Here is a 20,774-nt window from a genome sequence, read left to right on the forward strand (position 1 = left end):
GATCTCCTTATTGAGGGGAATGCGGGGGTCCACCGCGCCGGGCGCAGGGCGATCATGCGGTCAGGTTGTCGATGTTTTGGGCGAAGGGATTTTTCGCGCCGGTGTGGCTGCGGCGGCCTGGGTCATCCTGTCCAGCAGGATGCCGAGGAAGACGATGGCAAGGCCTGCAGCGAGGCCCTTGCCGAAGAGCGCGCTTTGCACGAAGCCGGCAACGACGTCGTACCCGAGGCCGCCTGCGCCCACGAGCGCACCCACCACCACCATGGCCAGGACATAGATCAGGCCCTGGTTCGCGGCGAGGGCCAGGGTCTGCCTGGCCATCGGAAGCTGGACTTTGGTGATGACCTGCCAGGGGGTGGAGCCGCTGGATACGGCGGCTTCGACAACGGTGGGGGAGATCGCCGCGATGCCGTCGGCCGTGATCTTGATGGCCACGGGGGCTGCGTAGATGATTCCGGCGATGATCGCTGTAAAACGGGTGGCGCCGAAGAGGCCCAGGAACGGGACCAGGTAGACAAAGGCGGGCATGGTCTGGCCCGCGTCCAGCATGGGCCGCATAATTTGGTCCACCCGAGCGGAGCGTCCCATGGCGACGCCGAAGACTATACCCAGGACCATGACCACTGTGGTTGCTACCAGCGTTGCGGCCAGGGTGACCATGGAGTCGCTCCAGAGGCCGAGGTAGATGATAACGCCCAGGCAGGCAGTGGTCAGGGCCGAGAGCTTCCAGCCGCCCAGGGCGTAGGCGGCTAGGGCAATAGCGGCCACCAGTATGTAGAAGGGTGTCTCGGTGAGCAGCGACTGGAATGGATTGAGGATTCCGGTGGTGACGGCCTCCCGGAAGGATACGGTGAAGAGGGATAGGTTGGCCTGCGTCCATTCGCTGGCCGAGCCCACGGCTTGGACGATCACCCGGCCGATGTCAAGGTTGGTCGGGAATGCGGCGGCCCACAGTAAGGTCCGGGAGAACTGCACCATTACCAGGGCCAGCACTAGGGTGATGCCCAGGAGGATGTATCTGGTCCTGCGGGAGACCCTGCGGTTGCGGGCCGCCCCCGGTTCCGCGCGGCGGCTTGCGGCGGTGGTCACCCGGTCCAGCATGATCGCCAGCAGGACAATGGAGAGTCCAGCGTTGACGGCCGTGCCGACGTCCAGCGACTGCAGCGCCCGGACCACCACCTGACCGAGCCCGGGGGCTGCGATCAGGGCGGCGATGGTGACCATGGACAGGGCAGCCATGGTGCTCTGGTTGATTCCCATGACGATGGTGCGGCGGGCCATGGGAAGCTGCAGGGTAAGGAGCCGCTGCAGACCAGTTGTGCCCAGTGAGTCGGATGCTTCGCGGGTGTTCTCGGGGATGCCGCGGATGCCGTGCGCCGTGAGGCGGATCACGGGCGGAGCCGCGTAGATCACTGTGGCGATAACGGCTGATGCCGGGCCGATGAGGAAGATCAAAGCCAGGGGGGCCAGGTACACGAACGTTGGCAGCGTCTGCATGAAGTCCAGTACCGGCGTGATCAACTTGGCGACGCGGCCGTACACGCCGGCCAGGACACCGAGTGGGATACCAACCAGAAGGGTCAGCAGCACAGCGGTGACGACCAGGGCGAACGTGTAGGTGGCCTCGAGGAACAGGCCCTGGAAGCCAAAGAATATAAAGATGGTCACCGTCAACAGTGCGACCCGGGCATTTCCGATCGCCAACGCGACCCACCCCAGCAAGCCCACCGTTCCGAGCCAGCCGATCTCCGGCAGACGAAGGCCCGTGGAACTCGCCGCAAAGGTTGTGACGAACAGGTTGGCCACGGCGTCGACGCCGGCACGCAAGGGCGTTAAGACGTACAGGAAGACGGGGTTGTTCGCGCGGTTTGCCGCTACCCAAACGTTGAACTGGTTGAGGGAGCGGTGCAGGTCCGTCAGCTCCGAGGCCGGCAGCGTCAGGGTGGAGGTTCCATGCAGGAAAACGAATCCCAGGATCCAGACGACGACTGCGCTGGCCAACAGGATGGTGCGCATGCTGGGCCTGCGGCGCGGTTCGCGGGTACGGGAGGGGGAGGGGAACGGTGCGGGCTGCGCCGTGGCCCGATCCCGGACGAGGACGGACACTAGGCCGCTGCTTCCGAGCGCTGTAGCACCGACAGGATGCTGTCACGGTCGATCTGCCCGGTGATCCGGCCGGAATCCTCCACCAGGATGGGGCAGGGGGACTGCATGACCGCCGAGATGGCATCGCGGATGATCATCCGTGAACTGAGAACGGGCGCGTCAGCCGGTGTTGCGGCCGCAACGGGCCGGGTGATCCACTTCAGGGTCAGGACGTCCGCGCGGAGGACTTCGGACACGAAGTCCTCAATGTATTTGTCCGCCGGGGACCCCACCAGCTCATCTCCCGTGCCGCACTGGACCGTCTCTCCGTTTCGCATGATCAGGATGCGGTCGCCGAGCTTGAGCGCCTCGGAGAGGTCGTGGGTCACGAAAACCATGGTCTTGCCCATTTCCTTGTGCAGCCGGATGACTTCGGCCTGCATGTCACGGCGAATGAGCGGATCCAGGGCGGAGAAGGGCTCGTCGAAGAGGATGGTGTCCGGATCCCCGGCGAGGGCCCGTCCCAGGCCCACCCGCTGCTGCATCCCGCCGGACAGCTGGTCCGGGTAGTGCTGTTCGTAGCCCTTGAGGCCCACGAGTTCGATGATCTCCCGGGCCCGGGTGAAGCGTTCGTTTTTGGCCGCCCCGCGGATCTGCAGCCCGTAGGAGACGTTGTCGAGCACGGTGCGGTGCGGGAGGAGGCCGAAGTGCTGGAACACCATGGACATCTTCCGCCGGCGCAGTTCGCGGAGCTCGGCCATGCCTGCCTGGAGGACATCCTTGCCGTCCACCAGGACCTGCCCGGAAGTGGGTTCGATCAGCCGGGTCAGGCACCGGATCAGGGTGGACTTGCCGGATCCGGAAAGTCCCATGACCACGAAGACCTCGCCTTTGGCGACGTCGAAACTCAGGTCACGGACGGCAGCGTTGCAGCCGGTGCGTTCCAGCAGTTCCGCTGAGTTGAGGCTTGAGAGTTCGGGGTTTCCGGGAATCTGGTCACCCCCCGGTCCGAAGACCTTCCAAAGGTTGCGCACTGAGATGTCGGGACTGTTCATTGCTGTACTCCTGCCGGTGGAGACTCGAACCAGTGGCTGGGCTGGGGGTTGATGTTTTGCCAGATGTGTTTGGTTTCTCGGTACTCCGCGAGACCCTGGAGCCCAAGTTCGCGGCCGTTTCCCGACTTGCCGAACCCACCCCACTCAGCTTGGGGAAGGTAGGGGTGGTAGTCGTTGATCCACACCGTTCCGTGCCGGAGGGATCCGGCAACGCGCTGGGCGCGGGAACCGTCATTCGTCCAGACGGCGCCAGCCAACCCGTAGGCGGTGTCGTTCGCCAGCATGATGGCTTCCTGCTCAGTGCTGAAGGTCTCCACGGTCAGGACCGGTCCAAACGACTCTTCCTGGACCGCGTTCATGGACGTGTGGCAGTCATCCAGGACGGTGGGAGGGTAGTAGCTGCCGATTGCCAGCGCGCCGGTGTCCGGGATATATCCGCCGCACAGCAGCGTGGCTCCTTCCGCGATGCCGGCCTGGACATAGGCGTGGACCCTGTCACGGTGCGCGGCCGAAATCAGCGGGCCGGTTTCCGCGCGCTCGTCGAAGGGACCGCCAAGCCGGATGGACTGGGCGCGCCGCACCAGTTCGGCCATGAACTCGTCGTGGATCGATTCCTCAATAATGAGCCTCGTGCCGGCCGAGCACACCTGCCCGGAATGCAGGAACACCGCAGTGAGGGCATTATCCAAAGCCGCCTCGCGGTCGGCGTCAGCGAAGACAATGTTCGGATTCTTCCCGCCCAGTTCCAGGGCGACCCGTTTCACGGTGTCGGCCGCGGCCTTCATAATGCTGATCCCGGTGGCCAGGCCACCGGTGAAGGAGACCAGGTCAACGTCCGGGCTTTCGCTCAGGACGGCGCCGACCTCGGGGCCCGTGCCGGTGACGAGGTTTGCGACGCCGGGCGGCAACCCGGCTTCCAGGAGCGTTTCCATCAGCAGGATGGACGTGGAGGGAGTCAGTTCGCTGGGTTTCAGGACGAAGGTATTGCCGGCCAGCAGGGCCGGGGCCACCTTCCAGGAGGCCTGCAGGAGGGGGTAGTTCCATGGCGTGATGAGCGCGCAAACCCCGACCGGTGCGTGGACAACGCGGCTGATGCTGCCGGGATTTCCGGTGTCGATCACACGTCCGGCGTCCGTCCCGGCGATGCCGCCGTAGTACCTGAAGCAGGCGGCGATATCGTCGATGTCGTATTCCGCTTCGACGTAGCGCTTGCCCGTGTCGCGGGCCTCGGCCCGGGCATACAGGGCTTTGTCGCGCTCCAGCAATTCGGCAGTGCGGAGCAGGACCTGGCCACGCGCCTTCTCGCTGGTTCCCGGCCACGCTCCGCTGTCGAACGCGCGGCGGGCGCTGGCGACGGCTTCCCCGGCGTCGGCGGCCGTGCATTCGGCAACCTCGGCGACCTGTTCACCGTCCGCCGGGCAGCGGATGACCCGGGTGCACCCGGCGGCCGTTTCAGTCCACCGGCCGTCCGCAAACAGCCCCGGCACCGGTGCGGCATCGGGGACCGTGACGGTTCCAACGCCGGTCAGCTGAACACCCTGAACGCGGTTCATGCGAGACCCACACTGGGCGCGGCCTCGGTAGTAGCTGCAGGTGCGTGTCGGTAGAAGTCGGCGTGCTGGGGTGCCAGTGGCGTACGGTCCAGGATGAGGTCCGCAGCCTTTTCGGCGAGCATTATGACCGGTGCGTAGATGTTGCCGTTGGTCACATAGGGCATCGCGGAGGCGTCAGCCACGCGGAGCCCCGAGGTCCCGTGGACCTTCATGGTGAGCGGGTCCACCACCGCCAGGGGGTCAGAGGCAGGGCCCATCTTGGCGGTGCAGGAGGGGTGGAGCGCCGTTTCGGCGTCCCGAGCCACCCAGTCCAGGATTTCCTCGTCCGTCTGCACGGACGGGCCGGGCGAGAGTTCGCCGCCGCTGTAGGGAGCCAGGGCCGGCCGGCCGAGAATGTCGCGGGTAACCCGGATGGCTTCGACCCATTCGCGCCGGTCCTGGTCCGTGGACAGATAGTTGAACTGCAGGGACGGGTGCGTGGCCGGGTTCGTGGAGATGATCTTCAGACTGCCCCTGGTGTCGGAGTACATGGGGCCGACGTGCACCTGATAGCCGTGTTTGGCATCGGCCTTCTGGCCGTCGTAGCGCACAGCCACCGGCAGGAAGTGAAACATCAAGTTGGGGTAGGCGACGTCATCGTTGGAGCGAACGAATCCGCCTCCTTCGAAATGGTTGGTGGCAGCCGGGCCCTTGCGGCTCAGCAGCCACTGGAGTCCGATCATTGGGTAGCGCCAGAGGCTGAGGCTAGGCTGCATGGACACGGGCTGCGTGCAGGAGTGCTGGACATAGACCTCCAGGTGGTCTTGCAGGTTTTCTCCGACACCGGGCAGAGCCACGACAGTCGTGATGCCCAGCGACGACAGGTGGGCCGAATCACCAATGCCGGACAGTTGCAGCAACTGGGGCGTGTTGATGGCCCCGCCGCACAGCACCACCTCCTTGGCGGTGACGGTGTGCAGCCTCCCGTTCCGGCGGTAGCTGACCCCCGTTGCCGTTGTGCCGTCGAAGTTGACCCTGGCCACCAGCGCGCGGGTGCGGACCGTCAGGTTCCGACGGCCCTTGTTGGGGCGAAGGTAAGCCCGGGAAGCCGACAGCCGCTGGCCCTTGTGGATGTTGCGGTCGAACGGGCCGAAGCCTTCCTGCCTGTACCCGTTGACGTCATCGGTGCGTTTGTGGCCCGCTTCCTCGGCGGCGCGGAAGAAGGCCTGGAACAGGGGATTGCGGGCGGGCCCGCGCTCCAGGACCAGAGGTCCGTCATGGCCGCGCAAGTCATCGTCCGGAGCTGCGGCCAGCGTGGTTTCCATGCGTTTGAAGTAGGGCAGACAGTGCGCGAAGTCCCAGGTCTCCATGCCGGCGTCCGCTCCCCAGCGTTCGTAGTCCAGGGGGTTACCGCGCTGGAAGATCATCCCGTTGATGGAGCTGGAGCCGCCGAGCACTTTGCCGCGGGCGTGGGCGATCTTCCGACCGTGCATGCGGGGTTCGGGGTCGGATTCGTATTGCCAGTCGTAGAACCTGTTGCCGCTGGGGAAGGTGAGGGCCGCCGGCATCTGGATGAAAAGGTCCCACGGGTAGTCGCTGCGCCCCGCTTCAAGGACCAGTACCGTGTGCTGTCCGTCGGCGCTCAGCCTGTCTGCGAGGACCGATCCGGCGCTTCCGCCGCCGACGATCACGTAATCGAAGCTCTCGTTCGTCATAAGGTAAATCTCCTTGGGCATGATCTGGGAGTCATTTTGCAGGGCCAGCAACGGTAAGGACGAACGGACAGGATCTGCCGGTTGCTGAGCCGTGTGTGGATGCGGTATTCGCGGATATGGTCCATTGCGCGTCGCTGTCGAAACAGTTCCGACAATGCGGCCGGGCGCCAAGGACTATTAATCAGGGCGCGGGACGCCGCCGCAGTCAACGAGGACCGAGGTCACTGTCAACATACGAGCCCGGGCGGTTCCCGTGCTCGTGTTGGCAATTGCAGCCGCCATCCAGTTGCAGCTGAACAGTGACTGGATTTGAGCACTCCAACTGGATATCCACGAACTCCTTACCTGCGCTGTTAATCCGTAGAGTCTCTTGTTGGTCTCGGAGCTGGGACATGTAGATACCCTTGCTATGCGTTGGGGGTCGGTGTGCCTGGGCGGCATGGGCCGGAACAAGCCGGTTGCCGCCAAGGTGGACTGGTATTGAAGGTGCGAAGCTATTTTCTGTCCGGGTCCGGGTCCGGGTCCGGGTTGGGATGCTGGGGCTCGAGGGTTGGAATACTGCCCGTCGACGTGGCGGACAGGCTGTCGCGTCCCACGAAGCCCCAGACAACAAAGGCAATGGCGATGACGCCGGTGATTCCGAACGTGATCTTGTCGAGGACGAGCTTGTGGTTCCGGCGATCCGCAACTGCCTGTTCGGTCTTGGCATGGCGCAACTCTTCAAGGATTTGCTCGTTCTCGACGTCCGGCAAGGGGTGTGCGCCTCCTTCGTCCGGATCGAGGACAGCGAGGTTTCTGTCTACTTCGCCGGATGCACTAATGAATGCTTTACTCTTGCCGACACTTTCAAGTTCTTCGTTGCGCGTAGTTTCTGCCACATCTTTGTTAGCAGGCAAGTCCTTGGGTGTATGGGATTTCAGGTCACTACTAGAGTGCATAAGCGTGTCCTTTGTTCGGTGTGGCAGGGGCCTGCGGTTAGATATGGCCCTTGGTAGTCAGATCGGGCAGAAGGTTGAGGACCTCGTCCGATTCGATGATCATGATGCTGCCTTCGACGACTGATATGCCTCAATCACCATTTCAGATATATCAGAAGCAGCGTATTGCAGAACCGGATGCGTGTCCAGAGATTTCTTAGCGCCCGCATATCACGGCTGAGCGCTTCAGCCCGAGCCGCCAGTAGATTTAGCTCCCCGCGGACGGCTAGGTGATGGTCTTCGTCCCGAGCTTGCGGACACCGCGCATCGACTCACAGATGTGCGCGTACTCAACAACCTGGATGGCCCCCGGCGGGGCGTTAGCCGCGCAGCCTGGACATCGTGGGGTCGTAGAGCGGATCTGCGGTGATCGTGGCCTGAATGCGCCGGCCGAAGTACTCGATCTCAACAGAGTCCCCGACAGTGACAGCCGCCGGAAGGTACGCGTAGGCGATCGGTTTAGCGACGGTGTAGCCGTAGGCGGCGCTGGTGACGTAGCCAACCGCCTGGTCCTTGTAAAACACCGGTTCCTTGCCCAGGACGATACTCCGGCCGTCGTCGACCGTCAGGCAGCACAGGTTCCGTTCGGAGTTTTCCTCGCTACGGCCTTCCAGCGCTTTTTTTCCGACGAAGGATGCCTTGGCCATCTTCACGGCGAATCCCAGTCCGGCTTCCAGGGGGTCGTGCTCGGTCGTCATGTCCGTGCCCCAGGATCGGTAACCCTTTTCAAGACGCAGCGCACCAAAAGCTGCACGGCCCGCCGCTATGACACCGTGAGGCTGGCCGGCCTTCCAGAGCGCATCCCAGAGGCGCTGACCGTTGTCGGCACTTGTGTAGAGTTCCCAGCCCAGTTCGCCGACGTAGGACAAGCGCATGGCCGTTACGTTGACGCCGCCGATGACTACCTTCTTGGCGCGGAAGTATTTGAGACCTTCATTGCTGAAATCATCGCTGCTGACGGTGCTGATCAGGTCCCGAGCGAGGGGCCCCCAGAGGCCAATGCAGCACGTGCCGCCCGTCGTGTCGCGCACCTGTACCCAGTCGCTGGCGCTCCCGCTTTCAGTTTGATGGCGGGCTGCCCTCTCAAAGTAGGCAGTGTCGATGTTTCCGTTGGCTCCGAGCTGGAAGGTGTCTTCGCTCAACCGGGCCACGGTGATGTCGCTTCGGATGCCGCCGGCGTCGTCCAGTAGGAGGGTGTACGTGACTGCACCGGGCTTCTTGGCCAGGTCCGCGGTGGTGAGTTCCTGCAGCAGCTTCAGAGCGCCCGGGCCGGAGACCTCGAGGCGCTTGAGCGGAGTCATGTCGTACATGGCAACTGCCGTGCGGGTCTTCCAGGCTTCCGCGGCAGCAATGGGCGAGCTGAACATCCCCGACCACGCGTCGCGAGCTGGCGGCAGCCAGCTGTCCGGCATCTCCTTCAACAGCTCCGCGTTTGCTTCAAACCAGTAGGGGCGTTCCCATCCGCCGCTCTCCAGGAAGAACCCGCCCAACTGCTTGTGGCGCGCGTGGAACGGACTCACGCGGAGGTTGCGGGGGGACAGCTTGGACTGGAGTGGGTGGAGGACGTCGTAGATTTCGACGAAATTCTGCTGTGATGTTTCGCTGACGTATTCCGGGGTTAACTGGACCTCTTCAAAGCGGTGAATATCACAATCACCCAGATCGATCTCCGACCTTCCGGTGGTCAGCAGCTGGGCAACGGCGCGGGCGATACCGGCAGAGTGGGTCACCCACACGGCTTCGGCAACGAAGAAGCCGTCCAACTCCTTGGACTCGCCCACCAGGGATCCGCCGTCGGGGGTGAAGGAGAAAATGCCATTGAAGCCATCCTCTATATTGCTTTCCGAAAGCGCGGGCAGGATCCGCTTGGTGGCCTCCCAGGCCGGAAGGAAGTCATCCACGGTGAAGTCCAGCCGGGAGGGCATGTTGTGTTCGCTGATCGTGGCGGGCTCAAAGGTGCCGAGTTCGTCGAGGTCCACGGGCATTGGGCGGTGGGCGTAGGAACCGATGCCGTAGCGCTCGCCGTGCTCGCGGTAGTACAGGTCCTGGTCCTGGTGTCGCAGGATGGGTAAGGAGGCCCCGTTGGGCAGGCTGTTCTTGCCCTTCAATGCTGGTACCGGAGTGGTCGTGACGTACTGGTGGGCCAAGGGTAGAAGAGGAACGGACATGCCGATCATTTCGCCGATCTTGGCCCCCCAAAAGCCTGCGCAGGAAACCACGATGTCCGCGGGTATAACACCGTCGGACGTCTGGACACCTGTGACGCGCCGGCTGGACTGTTCGATACCCGTGACCGTGGTGTTGCCCAGGTACTGGACGCCCGCGGCTTCCGTGCGCTTGATCAGCAACTGAACGGCGCGGGCGGCGTTGGCCAGGCCGTCGCTGGGAACATGAAGTCCACCGAGGATATCTTCCTCGTTCAGGAGCGGGTAGAGCTCCATGCACTCTTCACGTGAAAGAATTTTTCCGGTAATTCCATACGATGCTGCGTACCCGAGCTTTCGCTTCAGGTCAGCGAGACGGGTCTCGGTGGTGGCAACTTCGAGGCCGCCGACCTGGTTGAAGCAGTTGACGCCGTCTTCGGTCAAGGAGAGTAGCTTCTCCACCGTGTATTTGGCGAAGAGTGCCATGGATTTCGAGGCGTTTGTCTGGAAGACGAGACCGGGGGCGTGGGACGTTGAGCCCCCGGGCATGTGCAGCGGCCCTTGGTCCAGCACAGTGATGTTGTTCCAACCCCGGGTGACGAGTTCATCGGCCAGGTTCGTTCCGACTATTCCAGCTCCGATAATGACAATGCTTGGCGTCGATGCCATGTGGTTTCTCCTCCTGATTTTTGTGTGTCAATACCTGCTGGTTTGGTGGCTTCTACTTACCGGAACACGACGGTGCTGTTCCGATCCAGAAGTACACGGTGTTCGCAGTGCCAGCGCACGGCCCGGGAGAGTGCCAGTGCTTCGGCGTCCCGTCCGACTGTTGAAAGAGCGGTCGGCCCATAGCTGTGGTCGACCCTGATGACTTCCTGTTCGATGATTGGCCCCTCATCGAGTTCCGCAGTGACGTAGTGGGCCGTGGCGCCCACCAGCTTTACGCCACGGTCGTAGGCCTGGTGGTACGGGCGTGCGCCCTTGAATCCCGGGAGAAAGGAATGGTGGATGTTAATAGCGCGGCCTTCCAGCGAGCGGCAGAGGTCATCGGACAGAACCTGCATGTACCGGGCAAGCACGACGAGGTCGATTTTCTGCTCCTCCACCAGTTCCAGTAGGCGCCGCTCGGCGTCCAATTTGGTCGCGGGGGTCACCGGGAGGTAGATGAAGGGGACGCCGGCGGCCTCAACCATTGCCCGGTGGGTTTCATGATTGGAAACCACAAGGGCAATGTCGCCGTGGAGGCTTCCGCCCCGCCAGCGAAAGAGCAAGTCGTTCAGGCAGTGCCCGAACTTGGACACCATGACCAGGATGCGTTGCTTCGTCTCGTCATGAAAGCTAAATTTCATGTCGAAGCGGGCAGCAATCGATCGGAATTCTTCCTCGAGACCGTCCGGGGTGTAAGTAGAAGCGCCCGAGAATGCGGTGCGGAGATGCAGAGTCTCTCGGAGGCCGTCATCGAACTGCTGGTGTTCTTCAATGTTGAAGCCACGCTCGAACAGGAACGTGGTGACCCCGTGGACGATGCCTGCGCGTTCGACGCACGACAATGTGAGGACGAACTTCTTCGCCTGCTCTTGCCCAAGAACCTCCGATTGAGGCAGTGTGCTGGTAGATGAGTCTGTCGCCATTAGCGTCATGTCTCCGCCCTTATATATATTAGCAGTACCTTTACTGATATATCTGATTTGGTGATCAGCGTATACTGGCGACTGAGATAGGTCAATAGCCTTCTTGCTCGATTTGAAAGGGGTCAGCGAATGGCGGTTGAAGCTTGGGTGAGTGCTGGTGCTGATGCCGCACGGAGGTCGTTGGCGGATATAGCCTACGAACGCGTTCGCGATCGGCTGCTGACTCTGGACATCAAGCCTGGTGATCTACTTAGTGATGGCGAGCTCGCCAAAGACTTGGGCGTCGGGCGCACGCCGGTGCGCGAAGCCCTGAAACGGCTGGAGCTCGATCGCCTCGTTGTGTCCTACCCGCGGAGAGGAACTTTCGCGACCCGCGTGGACGTTACTGACCTTGCGTTCATTTCCGAAATCCGCACGCAGCTGGAACCCCTTGCCGCTTCCCGGGCTGCCCGCGTGGCCACGGTGTCTGCCAGGGAACAGTTGCGGGAGGTCATGCGCGCCGTCGAGGGATTCGACGCGAGCGCAGCGTCCGTCGTCAAAACACTGCGGTTGGACGCCAGCGTGCACCGCGGCATTTATGCGGCGGCCGCCAATCCCCACCTCGAAGATGTCCTGATCCGCTACGACAATCTTGCGACACGCATCTGGTGCATGGTCCTGGATCGCCTGCCCGACCTGTCCCGGCATGTCCATGAGCATGTGGACCTGCTCCGTGCCGTTATCGACGGAGATGAGGCAGGTGCCGCCGAACTCGCGCGGATCCACGTGAGTGGCTTCGAGCAGGCGGTCCGCGAAGCTCTTTTCGCCGCCTGAGGCAGGCGCCGCCCACCAGGAACCGTTTAAAGGGCGGTGCGGATGGTCTTCTCAAAGTTGGTCACGTGCTCGAGGGCCAGCCCAGCGGAAAGTTCGCCGTCACCGTCGGCGATGGCCTGGAGCAGCTTGACATGCTCGGTGATGTGCCCGGCCACGGACGGGATCTTGTCGAGCACCAGACACCAGATGCGCGTTGCCAGGTTGTCGTACCGGATCAGCACGTCTTCCAGATGCGCATTGCCGGCTGCGGCATAGATCTGCCGGTGTACTTTGATGTCAAAGCGCATCAGGTCATGCTGGTCCGAGTCGCCAGGTTCTGAACGGGCAATATTAGCGGCTAAATCTCGGAATTTTGCGCGCATTGGCGCCGTGGCGTTCCGCGCCGCACGTCGGGCCGCGAGTGGCTCCAGTAATTGGCGGATCTCCGAAATGTCTGCCAACTCGGTGAAGTCGACGCGAGTGGCAAAAGTTCCGCGGCGCGGGTACGAGACGACGAGGTGATCGCTCTCGAGTCGCTTGAGCGCCTCGCGCACGGGGGTGCGCCCAATACCGAGGCTCGCCGCCAGGGCCGAATCGTTGATGGCATCGCCCGGGCGTATCTCCAGCATGATCAGCTGGTCGCGCAGACTGCGGTAGGCATGCTCTGACAACGACAGATCTGGCTCAGCCGCTGCTGTAGCGTTCGTCATGGTTTCTCCTCGGGTCGCTTGCCCCAGAGGAAGTCCTTGACGTCGAACTGGCCGCACTATATTGTTGCACTTAATCTAATATATCAATTGGCTAATAGTTACGTATTAGCGGCGATTTGCAAGGAGCTAACCCATGGCCGATGTGCTCACCGGTACTCTGTCCAGCGTAGATGCCGAGGTCGGCGAGGCCATCACTCGAGAACTGGCTCGTCAGCAATCGACACTGGAAATGATCGCCTCTGAAAATTTCGCCCCCGCAGCCGTCATGGAAGCACAGGGCTCGGTACTGACCAACAAGTACGCGGAGGGTTACCCGGGCAAGCGCTATTACGGTGGCTGCGAGCACATTGACGTGATTGAACAGCTTGCGATCGACCGAGTGAAGGCACTCTTTGGTGCCGAGGCCGCCAACGTGCAGCCACACTCGGGCGCGCAGGCGAACGCTGCCGCCATGGCGGCGCTCCTAAACCCAGGCGACACCATCCTGGGATTGGACCTGTCCCACGGCGGGCACCTGACTCACGGCATGCGGCTGAATTTCTCCGGCAAGTTGTACAACGCCATTGCGTACCACGTGCGCGAATCAGACATGACCGTGGATATGGCCGAACTGGAAGCGCTGACATTGGAACACCAACCCAAGCTGATCGTGGCCGGGTGGTCCGCATACACCCGACAGCTCGATTTTGCGGAGTTCCGCCGCATCGCAGACCTCGCCGGCGCATATCTCATGGTGGATATGGCGCACTTCGCCGGGCTGGTAGCTGCTGGTCTGCACTCGAACCCGGTTCCGTACGCCGACGTCGTCACCACGACGACACACAAGACCCTGGGTGGCCCTCGGGGCGGAGTGATCCTCAGCCGTGAGTTTCTGGCACGAAAGATCAACAGCGCGGTGTTTCCCGGTCAGCAGGGCGGCCCGTTGGAACACGTCATCGCCGCGAAGGCGGTCGCCTTCAAAATTGCCGCCACGCAAGCTTTCCGCGAGCGCCAGGAACGCACCCTCGAGGGTGCCAAAATCCTCGCCGAACGTCTGCTCGCCCCGGAAGTCGCGGAATACGGAATCTCTGTGGTGGGCGGCGGCACGGACGTGCACCTCGTGTTGGTCGACCTGCGCAACTCCGCCCTTGACGGCCAGCAAGGCGAGGATCGGCTGCACCGCATCGGCATTACCGTGAACCGTAACGCCGTTCCGTTCGACCCGAGGCCGCCCATGATTTCCTCCGGGCTGCGGATCGGCACACCGGCACTGGCCACCCGCGGATTTGGCCGTGCCGAATTCACCGAGGTCGCTGACATTATCGCGGCCGCCATTTCGGGTGACCTGAGTGAGGATTCCGCGATCCTGTTGCGCGAGCGGGTTCGGAAGCTGACAGAGAAATTTCCGCTGTATCCGCAGCTGTCCGCGCCGGTATCGTCCGAAGAACCAATCGTGGCCGTGCTGAGCGGAGTCGCCCAGTGAGTACCCAACAGCTGAAGGAGCACCCGGAGTTCCTGTGGCACAACCCCGATCCCAAGAAGTCGTACGACGCCGTGATCATCGGTGGCGGCGGTCACGGGTTGGCGACGGCGTATTACCTGGCGAAGAATCACGGGATGACGAACATCGCGATCCTGGAGAAGGGCTGGCTGGCGGGCGGGAATATGGCCCGCAATACCACCATCATCCGCTCTAACTACCTGTGGGATGAGAGCGCAGCCATCTACGAGCAATCGCTCAAACTCTGGGAGATCCTGCCGGAAGAACTCGAATACGACTTTCTCTTCAGCCAGCGTGGCGTCATGAACCTCGCCCATACTCTTGGGGACGTTCGTGAAAGCATCCGTCGGGTCGGCGCCAACCAACTCAACGGGGTCGACGCCGAATGGCTCGACCCGAAGCAGGTGAAGGAACTCTGCCCGATCCTGAACATCAGCGACAACATCCGTTACCCGGTCATGGGTGCCACCTACCAACCCCGGGCTGGCATCGCCAAGCATGATCACGTGGCGTGGGCGTTTGCCCGCAAATGCGACGAGCTGGGGGTCGACATCATCCAGAACTGTGAGGTCACCGGCTTCATCAAAGACGGCGAGCGGGTCACCGGCGTGGAAACCAGCCGTGGCACCATCAGCACCGGCAAAGTGGGACTGTGCGCGGCCGGACACAGTTCGTTGCTCGCCGAAATGGCGGGGTTTCGGCTGCCGATCCAGTCCCACCCGCTGCAGGCATTGGTGTCCGAGCTGCACGAACCCGTGCACCCGACGGTGGTGATGTCGAACCAAGTGCACGTGTATGTCTCCCAGGCCCATAAGGGCGAACTGGTGATGGGGGCCGGAGTCGACTCCTACAACGGCTATGGCCAGCGAGGATCCTTCCACGTCATCGAAGAGCAGATGGCCGCCGCCGTCGAGCTTTTTCCGATCTTCGCCCGGGCGCATGTGCTGCGCACCTGGGGCGGCATCGTCGACACCACAATGGATGCCTCACCCATCATCGGGACCACGCCGGTTGAAAATATGTTCGTGAACTGCGGGTGGGGAACCGGCGGATTCAAGGGAACACCGGCAGCCGGCCTGACCTTCGCCCACACCATCGCCACCGGGGCCCCGCACGCCCTGAACAAGCCGTTCTCTCTGGAACGTTTCGAAACTGGCGCCCTGATCGACGAGCACGGCGCCGCCGCCGTGGCTCACTAGAAATCGACCCCTCAGAACGTAAGGAGCACGCCATGCTGCTGTTTCCATGCCCCAACTGCGGGCCGCGCAACGAAACCGAATTTCACTATGGGGGACAAGCCCACGTGGCCTACCCCGAGCATCCGGCAGAACTCACCGACCGGGAGTGGGCGGAGTACCTCTTCTACCGCCAGAACACGAAAGGGCTCTTTGCGGAGCGATGGGTGCACAGTGCGGGATGCCGAAAGTGGTTCAATATGCTCCGGGACACCGTGAGCTATGACATCACGGCCGTCTATCGCATTGGCCAGGAGCCGCCTGCCCTGCGGACGTCGCAACCCCCGACCGGTCTCGCCAGGAGTAGCATCCGCCAAGCAGCACCGGAAGGAGTCCAGCTATGACCGGTCAGCACACTCAATCCAATCGGCTCAGCCATGGCGGACGAATTGACCGCGGTACGGTCTTCAACTTCACCGTGGACGGCGTCGGGTACGCTGGCCATCCTGGCGATACTCTGGCCTCCGCGCTGCTCGCCGCAGGCCGCGTGTCGGTTGGCAATTCTCTGTATGGGAACCGACCGCGCGGCATCATGTCCGCCGGCGTGGAGGAGTCCAATGCGCTGGTCAAGGTGGCGGGACGATTCCCCGGCCACGTCGCCGAATCTATGCTCCCAACCACGACCGTGGAGCTGGTTGACGGTCTTGAGGCTGAATTCCTGTCCGGTCTGGGTCAGCTCGACCCGAGCGATGACAAAGCGGTGTACGACAAGAAGTATGTTCACGCCGACGTTCTTGTGGTCGGCGGCGGTCCAGCCGGGCTGGCAGCGGCACGGGAGGCGGCCCGCACTGGCGCCCGCATAATCCTCATCGACGACCAGCCCGAGCTGGGCGGAGCACTGCTTTCCGGCCGTGATGAGCAGGTAGCCGGCGTCGATGCCCTCGAGTGGGTCGCCGACATCAGAGCCGAACTTGCCAGCATCCCCGAGTGCACGATCCTGTGCCGCACCACGGTGTTCGGCTCCTACGACAGCAACTTTCTCATCGCCGTCGAGAACCGTACCGACCATCTGCAGACGGCCCCGGCCGACGGCGTCTCGCACCTCCGCATCTGGCACATCCGTGCGAACCAGGTGGTGCTGGCGACCGGCGCGCACGAACGACCGATCGTCTTCGAAAACAACGACCGCCCCGGCATCATGCTGGCGTCTGCTGCCCGCACGTACCTCAACCGGTACGGTGTGGCAGCGGGCTCCCGCGTCGTGATCGGGACCACAAACGACAGCGCATACCTGCTCGCGTCCGACCTGTGTGCGGTGGGTATAGAGGTGGCAGCGGTAGTCGACGCTCGGCCAGCGCCGTCGGCGCTCGCAGCGCTCGTGACGGCCAAAACGGGCGTACGCGTTCTCTACGGCAGTGCTGTGGTTGACACCGTGGGTGAGCAGCGCCTGGCGCGGGTCTCGGTCGCCGGGATCGACGACGACGGTGCGCCGGTGGGTGGCATTGAGGAATTCGAGGCTGACCTACTGGCAATCTCCGGCGGTTGGAGCCCCGTGGTACACCTGCACAGTCAGGCCCAGGGCAAGGTGCGTTGGGACCAGGATCTCGTCGGATTCGTACCGTCGACGGTGGTTCGCGACCAGCAGGTCGTCGGCGCAGCGCGGGGGAGCTATGCACTGGCCGACTGTATCGCCGAGGGTGTATCCGCGGGAGCGATTGCCGCTGTCAACGCCGGATTCTCCACGGGAGCGGCCGTAGCTGCTGCCATCGCCACGTTGGCCCGTCCCGCTCGTCCGGCGCAGCCCGTCGCGCCGACCCGTGCCCTCTGGCTGGTCGGCGGAACCAAAGGGACGACGTCAGACTGGATCCATCACTTCGTCGATTTTCAACGCGACCAAAGCGTGGCCGATGTCTGGCGGTCTACGGGGGCGGGGCTCCGCAGCGTGGAGCACATCAAGCGCTATACCTCTATCAGCACCGCCAATGACCAGGGAAAGACCTCTGGTGTGAACGCGATCGGCGTCATTGCTGCTGCTTTTCGCCGACAGGGCACCGCCGTTGACGCCGACATCGGCTCGATCGGCACCACGACGTACCGTGCTCCGTTCACGCCGGTGTCGTTCGTGGCCTTGGCCGGTCGAAAGCGCGGGGACCTGTTTGACGCCGCTCGCCGGACGTCCATCCACACCTGGCATGAACAGCGCGGTGCGCTGTTCGAGGACGTCGGCCAGTGGAAACGTCCGTGGTACTACCCGCTTGCGGGCGAGGACATGGACGCTGCCGTGCTGCGCGAATGCGCGGCTGTGCGCGACTCTGTGGGCTACATGGATGCCACGACTCTGGGCAAGATTGAAATCCGCGGCACCGGAGCGGGGGAGTTTCTCAACCGCATTTACACCAATGCCTTCAAGAAGCTCGCGCCCGGCTCGGCCCGTTACGGCGTCATGTGCACCCCCGACGGCATGATCTTCGACGACGGCGTGACGCTTCGACTGGATGACGACCGCTACTTCATGACCACCACAACCGGCGGTGCAGCGAAGGTGCTGGACTGGCTCGAGGAATGGCTGCAGACCGAGTGGCCGGATCTGGACGTGAGCTGCACGTCAGTGACGGAGCAATGGACCACGATCGCCGTCGTCGGGCCGAAGTCCCGTGCGGTGCTCGGCAAGCTGGCGCCGGGGCTTGATCTGTCTACCGAGGCCTTCCCTTTTATGACGTTCCGCGAAACGGTGCTCGCCTCCGGCGTTGCCGCTCGGATCTGCCGAATCTCCTTCTCCGGCGAGCTGGCTTACGAGATCAACGTTCCGGCCTGGTACGGGCTGCAGTCTTGGGAAGACGTGACCGAGGCCGGCGCAGAGTTCAAGATCACCCCATACGGTACGGAAACCATGCACGTGTTGCGCGCAGAAAAGGGATACCCGATCGTCGGCCAGGACACCGACGGTACCGTCACCCCGCAGGACGCGGGCATGGAGTGGGTGGTGTCCAAGGTCAAGGACTTCATCGGCAAACGCTCATACGAGCGTGCCGGTGTGCGCTCGGAGGGCCGGAAACACCTGGTGAGCGTAATGCCCACGGATGGGACGATCCGGTTGCCGGAAGGTACCCAACTCGTCGACCACGGTGTGCCCATCACCCCCGCAGTCGGACCCGTTCCGATGCAGGGTTTTGTGACGTCGAGTTATCACAGTGCTGCTCTGGGCCGGTCCTTCGGGCTCGCGCTGATCACGAACGGTCGAGACCGGATCGGGGAACACCTGGTGGCCGTCTTCGGAACAGAGCTCGTGGATGTCGTCGTTGGGGAAACAGTACTTTTTGATGCCGAAGGGAAGCGCCGAGATGGTTAACACGATTGAAAGCACGGATGCTCAAATAACGGATGTCCACCAAACGCACCTGACGGCGCGTCGCCACAGTCCCGCGGAACATCTTTGGGCGGAATTCGCTGAAACCGCGTCGGCCGAGGCTCGGGTCTCCCTCCGGGAGATCCCGTTCCAAGTCATGGTGGGCATCCGTGTCGACCCGCTCTCCGAGGGTGGTCGCCGCATCGGCGCCGTCACCGGAGGGCTGCCGACCGCGTGTGGGCAGGTGACCACAGGGGTCGACGGAATGGCCGTGCTGTGGCTGGGGCCGGACGAGTTTCTGCTGGTTGCCGAGGAGGAGGCACTTGACGGCACACTCGCTGCCGAGCTAGTGGCGGCCCTCGGCGATGGAGCCGGACAAACCGTCGATCTCTCCAGCAACCGCACGACGTTCGAACTGGCCGGACCCTCCGCCCGGGCAGTGTTGGAGAAGAGCTGCGCGGCCGACTTGCATCCCCGCGCCTTCTCGACCGGCGTGGCAATCGCCACCGTGATCGGCAACGTTCCGGTCGTCCTGTGGAAAACTGACAACGAAACGTTCCGCGTATTCCCTCGGGCATCATTTGCCGACTACCTGGGACGCTGGCTCCTGGACGGTATGCGCGAGTTCACGGCAGCGGAGAGCACGACATGGCATTGAGCGTGTTGGACCTTTTTTCCGTGGGCATCGGGCCCTCGTCCTCCCACACGGTGGGTCCGATGCGCGCGGCGAAACGCTTCGCCGAGGGTCTGGCTCGGGACGGTCTGCTCGACGGAATCGTGCGGGTTCAGGCAGAGCTGTTCGGCTCGCTGGGTGCGACCGGCCGTGGCCATGGCTCGGACAAGGCTGTGGTTCTAGGGCTCCAGGGCCAGGACCCAGAAACGGTGGACACGGCAACGGCCGACGACCAGGTGGCGGCGGCCGCACTCGACGCACGGTTGATGCTGGCCGGTCGGCACGGCATCGACTTCAACTTCACCGAGGACGTGCTCCTACATCGGCGCAAATCATTGCCCGCACACCCGAACGGCATGATCTTTCGGGTCATGAGCCACGATGGTGGCGTGGTGCGGGAGCGCACCTACTACTCCGTCGGTGGAGGCTTCGTCGTGGATGAGGATGCCGTGGGTGCGGATCGCGTGGTTGTGGACGAAACCGTCCTGCCGCATCCGTTTACGACGGCCGATGAACTGCTGGCAATCTGCGCCCGGGAGGGACTCGGCATCTCCGACGTGATGCTGGCCAACGAGCGCACCTGGCACACGGAGATCGAGCTACGCACGAAGCTGCTGAACATTTGGTCCGTCATGCAGACGTGCGTGGCCAACGGATGCGCTGCCGACGGTATTCTGCCTGGTGGCCTGCAGGTCACGCGCCGGGCACCGGGGCTGTTCCGCGCGCTGCAGGCGCCGGAGGACACCACCGACCCCCTGCGGGCGATGGAATGGGTGAATCTTTTTGCGCTGGCCGTCAACGAGGAAAATGCGGCCGGTGGGCGGATCGTCACGGCGCCCACCAACGGGGCGGCCGGGATCATCCCAGCCGTGCTGCACTACTACGTAAAGTTCGTCCCGGGGGCCGACGACGACAGTGTCGTGCGTTTCCTGCTGACGGCCGCGGCGATCGGAATCCTGTTCAAGCTAAATGCGTCCATCTCAGGCGCTGAAGTCGGGTGCCAGGGCGAAGTTGGCGCGGCCTGCTCCATGGCCGCCGGCGCCCTTTGCGAAGCGCTGGGAGGAACTCCCATCCAGGCGGAGAACGCTGCGGAAATCGGAATCGAACACAATTTGGGCCTGACCTGCGATCCCGTGGGCGGGCTCGTGCAGATCCCGTGCATCGAGCGCAACGCTATTGCCAGTGTGAAAGCCATCAACGCTGCCCGCCTCGCCCTGCACGGAGACGGCAGCCACAAGGTATCACTCGACAAAGCGATCAAGACCATGCGGGACACCGGTGCCGACATGATGACCAAGTACAAGGAGACGTCCCGAGGTGGCCTCGCCGTGAACGTGATCGAGTGCTGAAGGAGCATCCTCGCCGCCCGTTGCCGATCCCGACGCTGACGGGCACCGTGCCGGTATGCTGCACAGTGATTTGAGCGACGCGATGGCGCTCGTCTCGATCGAGGTACATG

At 63.2% G+C, this 20,774-nt stretch carries 15 protein-coding genes; 7 read left to right on the plus strand and 8 right to left on the minus strand.

The window, feature by feature from the left end; genetic code table 11:
- Positions 1-60: 60 nt before the first annotated feature.
- The 7 genes from E3T31_RS11285 to purU all read right to left on the minus strand — a co-directional run bounded on the left by E3T31_RS11285 (position 61) and on the right by purU (position 11,148).
- Positions 61-2,106: a proline/glycine betaine ABC transporter permease gene (locus tag E3T31_RS11285; RefSeq protein WP_134468790.1), complete on the minus strand. Its 2,046-nt coding sequence runs from the start codon at positions 2,104-2,106 to the stop codon at positions 61-63.
- Positions 2,106-3,140 (minus strand): glycine betaine/L-proline ABC transporter ATP-binding protein, encoded by a 1,035-nt coding sequence (locus E3T31_RS11290; RefSeq protein ID WP_134468791.1) that lies wholly within the window; start codon positions 3,138-3,140, stop codon positions 2,106-2,108. The genes E3T31_RS11285 and E3T31_RS11290 overlap by 1 nt, the downstream gene beginning before the upstream one ends.
- On the minus strand, positions 3,137-4,627 hold the full coding sequence (locus E3T31_RS11295) for an aldehyde dehydrogenase family protein (protein ID WP_134469279.1): 1,491 nt from the start codon (positions 4,625-4,627) through the stop codon (positions 3,137-3,139). The genes E3T31_RS11290 and E3T31_RS11295 overlap by 4 nt, the downstream gene beginning before the upstream one ends.
- A 62-nt stretch (positions 4,628-4,689) precedes the next feature.
- Positions 4,690-6,387: a choline dehydrogenase gene (betA, locus tag E3T31_RS11300; RefSeq protein ID WP_134468792.1), complete on the minus strand. Its 1,698-nt coding sequence runs from the start codon at positions 6,385-6,387 to the stop codon at positions 4,690-4,692.
- A 494-nt stretch (positions 6,388-6,881) separates the two neighbouring features.
- On the minus strand, positions 6,882-7,325 hold the full coding sequence (locus E3T31_RS11305; RefSeq protein WP_134468793.1) for a hypothetical protein: 444 nt from the start codon (positions 7,323-7,325) through the stop codon (positions 6,882-6,884).
- A gap of 359 nt (positions 7,326-7,684) precedes the next feature.
- Complete coding sequence (locus E3T31_RS11310) at positions 7,685-10,177, minus strand: FAD-dependent oxidoreductase (protein WP_134468794.1); 2,493 nt, start codon at positions 10,175-10,177, stop codon at positions 7,685-7,687.
- A gap of 56 nt (positions 10,178-10,233) precedes the next feature.
- A complete protein-coding gene (purU, locus tag E3T31_RS11315; protein ID WP_134468795.1) occupies positions 10,234-11,148 on the minus strand; it encodes a formyltetrahydrofolate deformylase in 915 nt (304 codons plus the stop codon).
- Positions 11,149-11,268: 120 nt separating this feature from the next.
- On the opposite strand from purU, the gene E3T31_RS11320 reads away from it, so the two are divergent.
- Positions 11,269-11,952: a GntR family transcriptional regulator gene (locus E3T31_RS11320; RefSeq protein WP_134468796.1), complete on the plus strand. Its 684-nt coding sequence runs from the start codon at positions 11,269-11,271 to the stop codon at positions 11,950-11,952.
- Positions 11,953-11,978: 26 nt separating this feature from the next.
- Here the strand turns inward: E3T31_RS11320 and E3T31_RS11325 are convergent, their stop codons facing one another.
- Positions 11,979-12,641, minus strand: coding sequence for a GntR family transcriptional regulator (locus E3T31_RS11325; RefSeq protein WP_134468797.1), 663 nt, complete (start codon positions 12,639-12,641; stop codon positions 11,979-11,981).
- 133 nt (positions 12,642-12,774) lie between these two features.
- Here E3T31_RS11325 and glyA point away from each other — a divergent pair, with 133 nt between their 5' ends.
- The 6 genes from glyA to E3T31_RS11355 are packed head-to-tail and all read left to right on the plus strand — an operon-like array spanning position 12,775 to position 20,664.
- Positions 12,775-14,103, plus strand: coding sequence for a serine hydroxymethyltransferase (gene glyA / locus E3T31_RS11330; protein ID WP_134468798.1), 1,329 nt, complete (start codon positions 12,775-12,777; stop codon positions 14,101-14,103).
- Positions 14,100-15,320 (plus strand): sarcosine oxidase subunit beta family protein, encoded by a 1,221-nt coding sequence (locus tag E3T31_RS11335; RefSeq protein ID WP_134468799.1) that lies wholly within the window; start codon positions 14,100-14,102, stop codon positions 15,318-15,320. The genes glyA and E3T31_RS11335 overlap by 4 nt, the downstream gene beginning before the upstream one ends.
- Before the next feature lie 32 nt (positions 15,321-15,352).
- Positions 15,353-15,700: a sarcosine oxidase subunit delta gene (locus E3T31_RS11340; RefSeq protein ID WP_134468800.1), complete on the plus strand. Its 348-nt coding sequence runs from the start codon at positions 15,353-15,355 to the stop codon at positions 15,698-15,700.
- Entirely contained in the window at positions 15,697-18,645 is a 2,949-nt protein-coding gene (locus E3T31_RS11345) for a 2Fe-2S iron-sulfur cluster-binding protein (RefSeq protein ID WP_134468801.1), read from the plus strand. Before E3T31_RS11340 ends, E3T31_RS11345 begins: the two co-directional genes overlap by 4 nt.
- Entirely contained in the window at positions 18,638-19,300 is a 663-nt protein-coding gene (locus E3T31_RS11350; RefSeq protein WP_134468802.1) for a sarcosine oxidase subunit gamma, read from the plus strand. The genes E3T31_RS11345 and E3T31_RS11350 overlap by 8 nt, the downstream gene beginning before the upstream one ends.
- On the plus strand, positions 19,291-20,664 hold the full coding sequence (locus tag E3T31_RS11355) for an L-serine ammonia-lyase (RefSeq protein ID WP_134468803.1): 1,374 nt from the start codon (positions 19,291-19,293) through the stop codon (positions 20,662-20,664). The genes E3T31_RS11350 and E3T31_RS11355 overlap by 10 nt, the downstream gene beginning before the upstream one ends.
- Positions 20,665-20,774: the final 110 nt, after the last annotated feature.

Source organism: Cryobacterium sp. TMS1-13-1 (assembly GCF_004403125.1).
Taxonomy (GTDB): domain Bacteria; phylum Actinomycetota; class Actinomycetes; order Actinomycetales; family Microbacteriaceae; genus Cryobacterium; species Cryobacterium levicorallinum.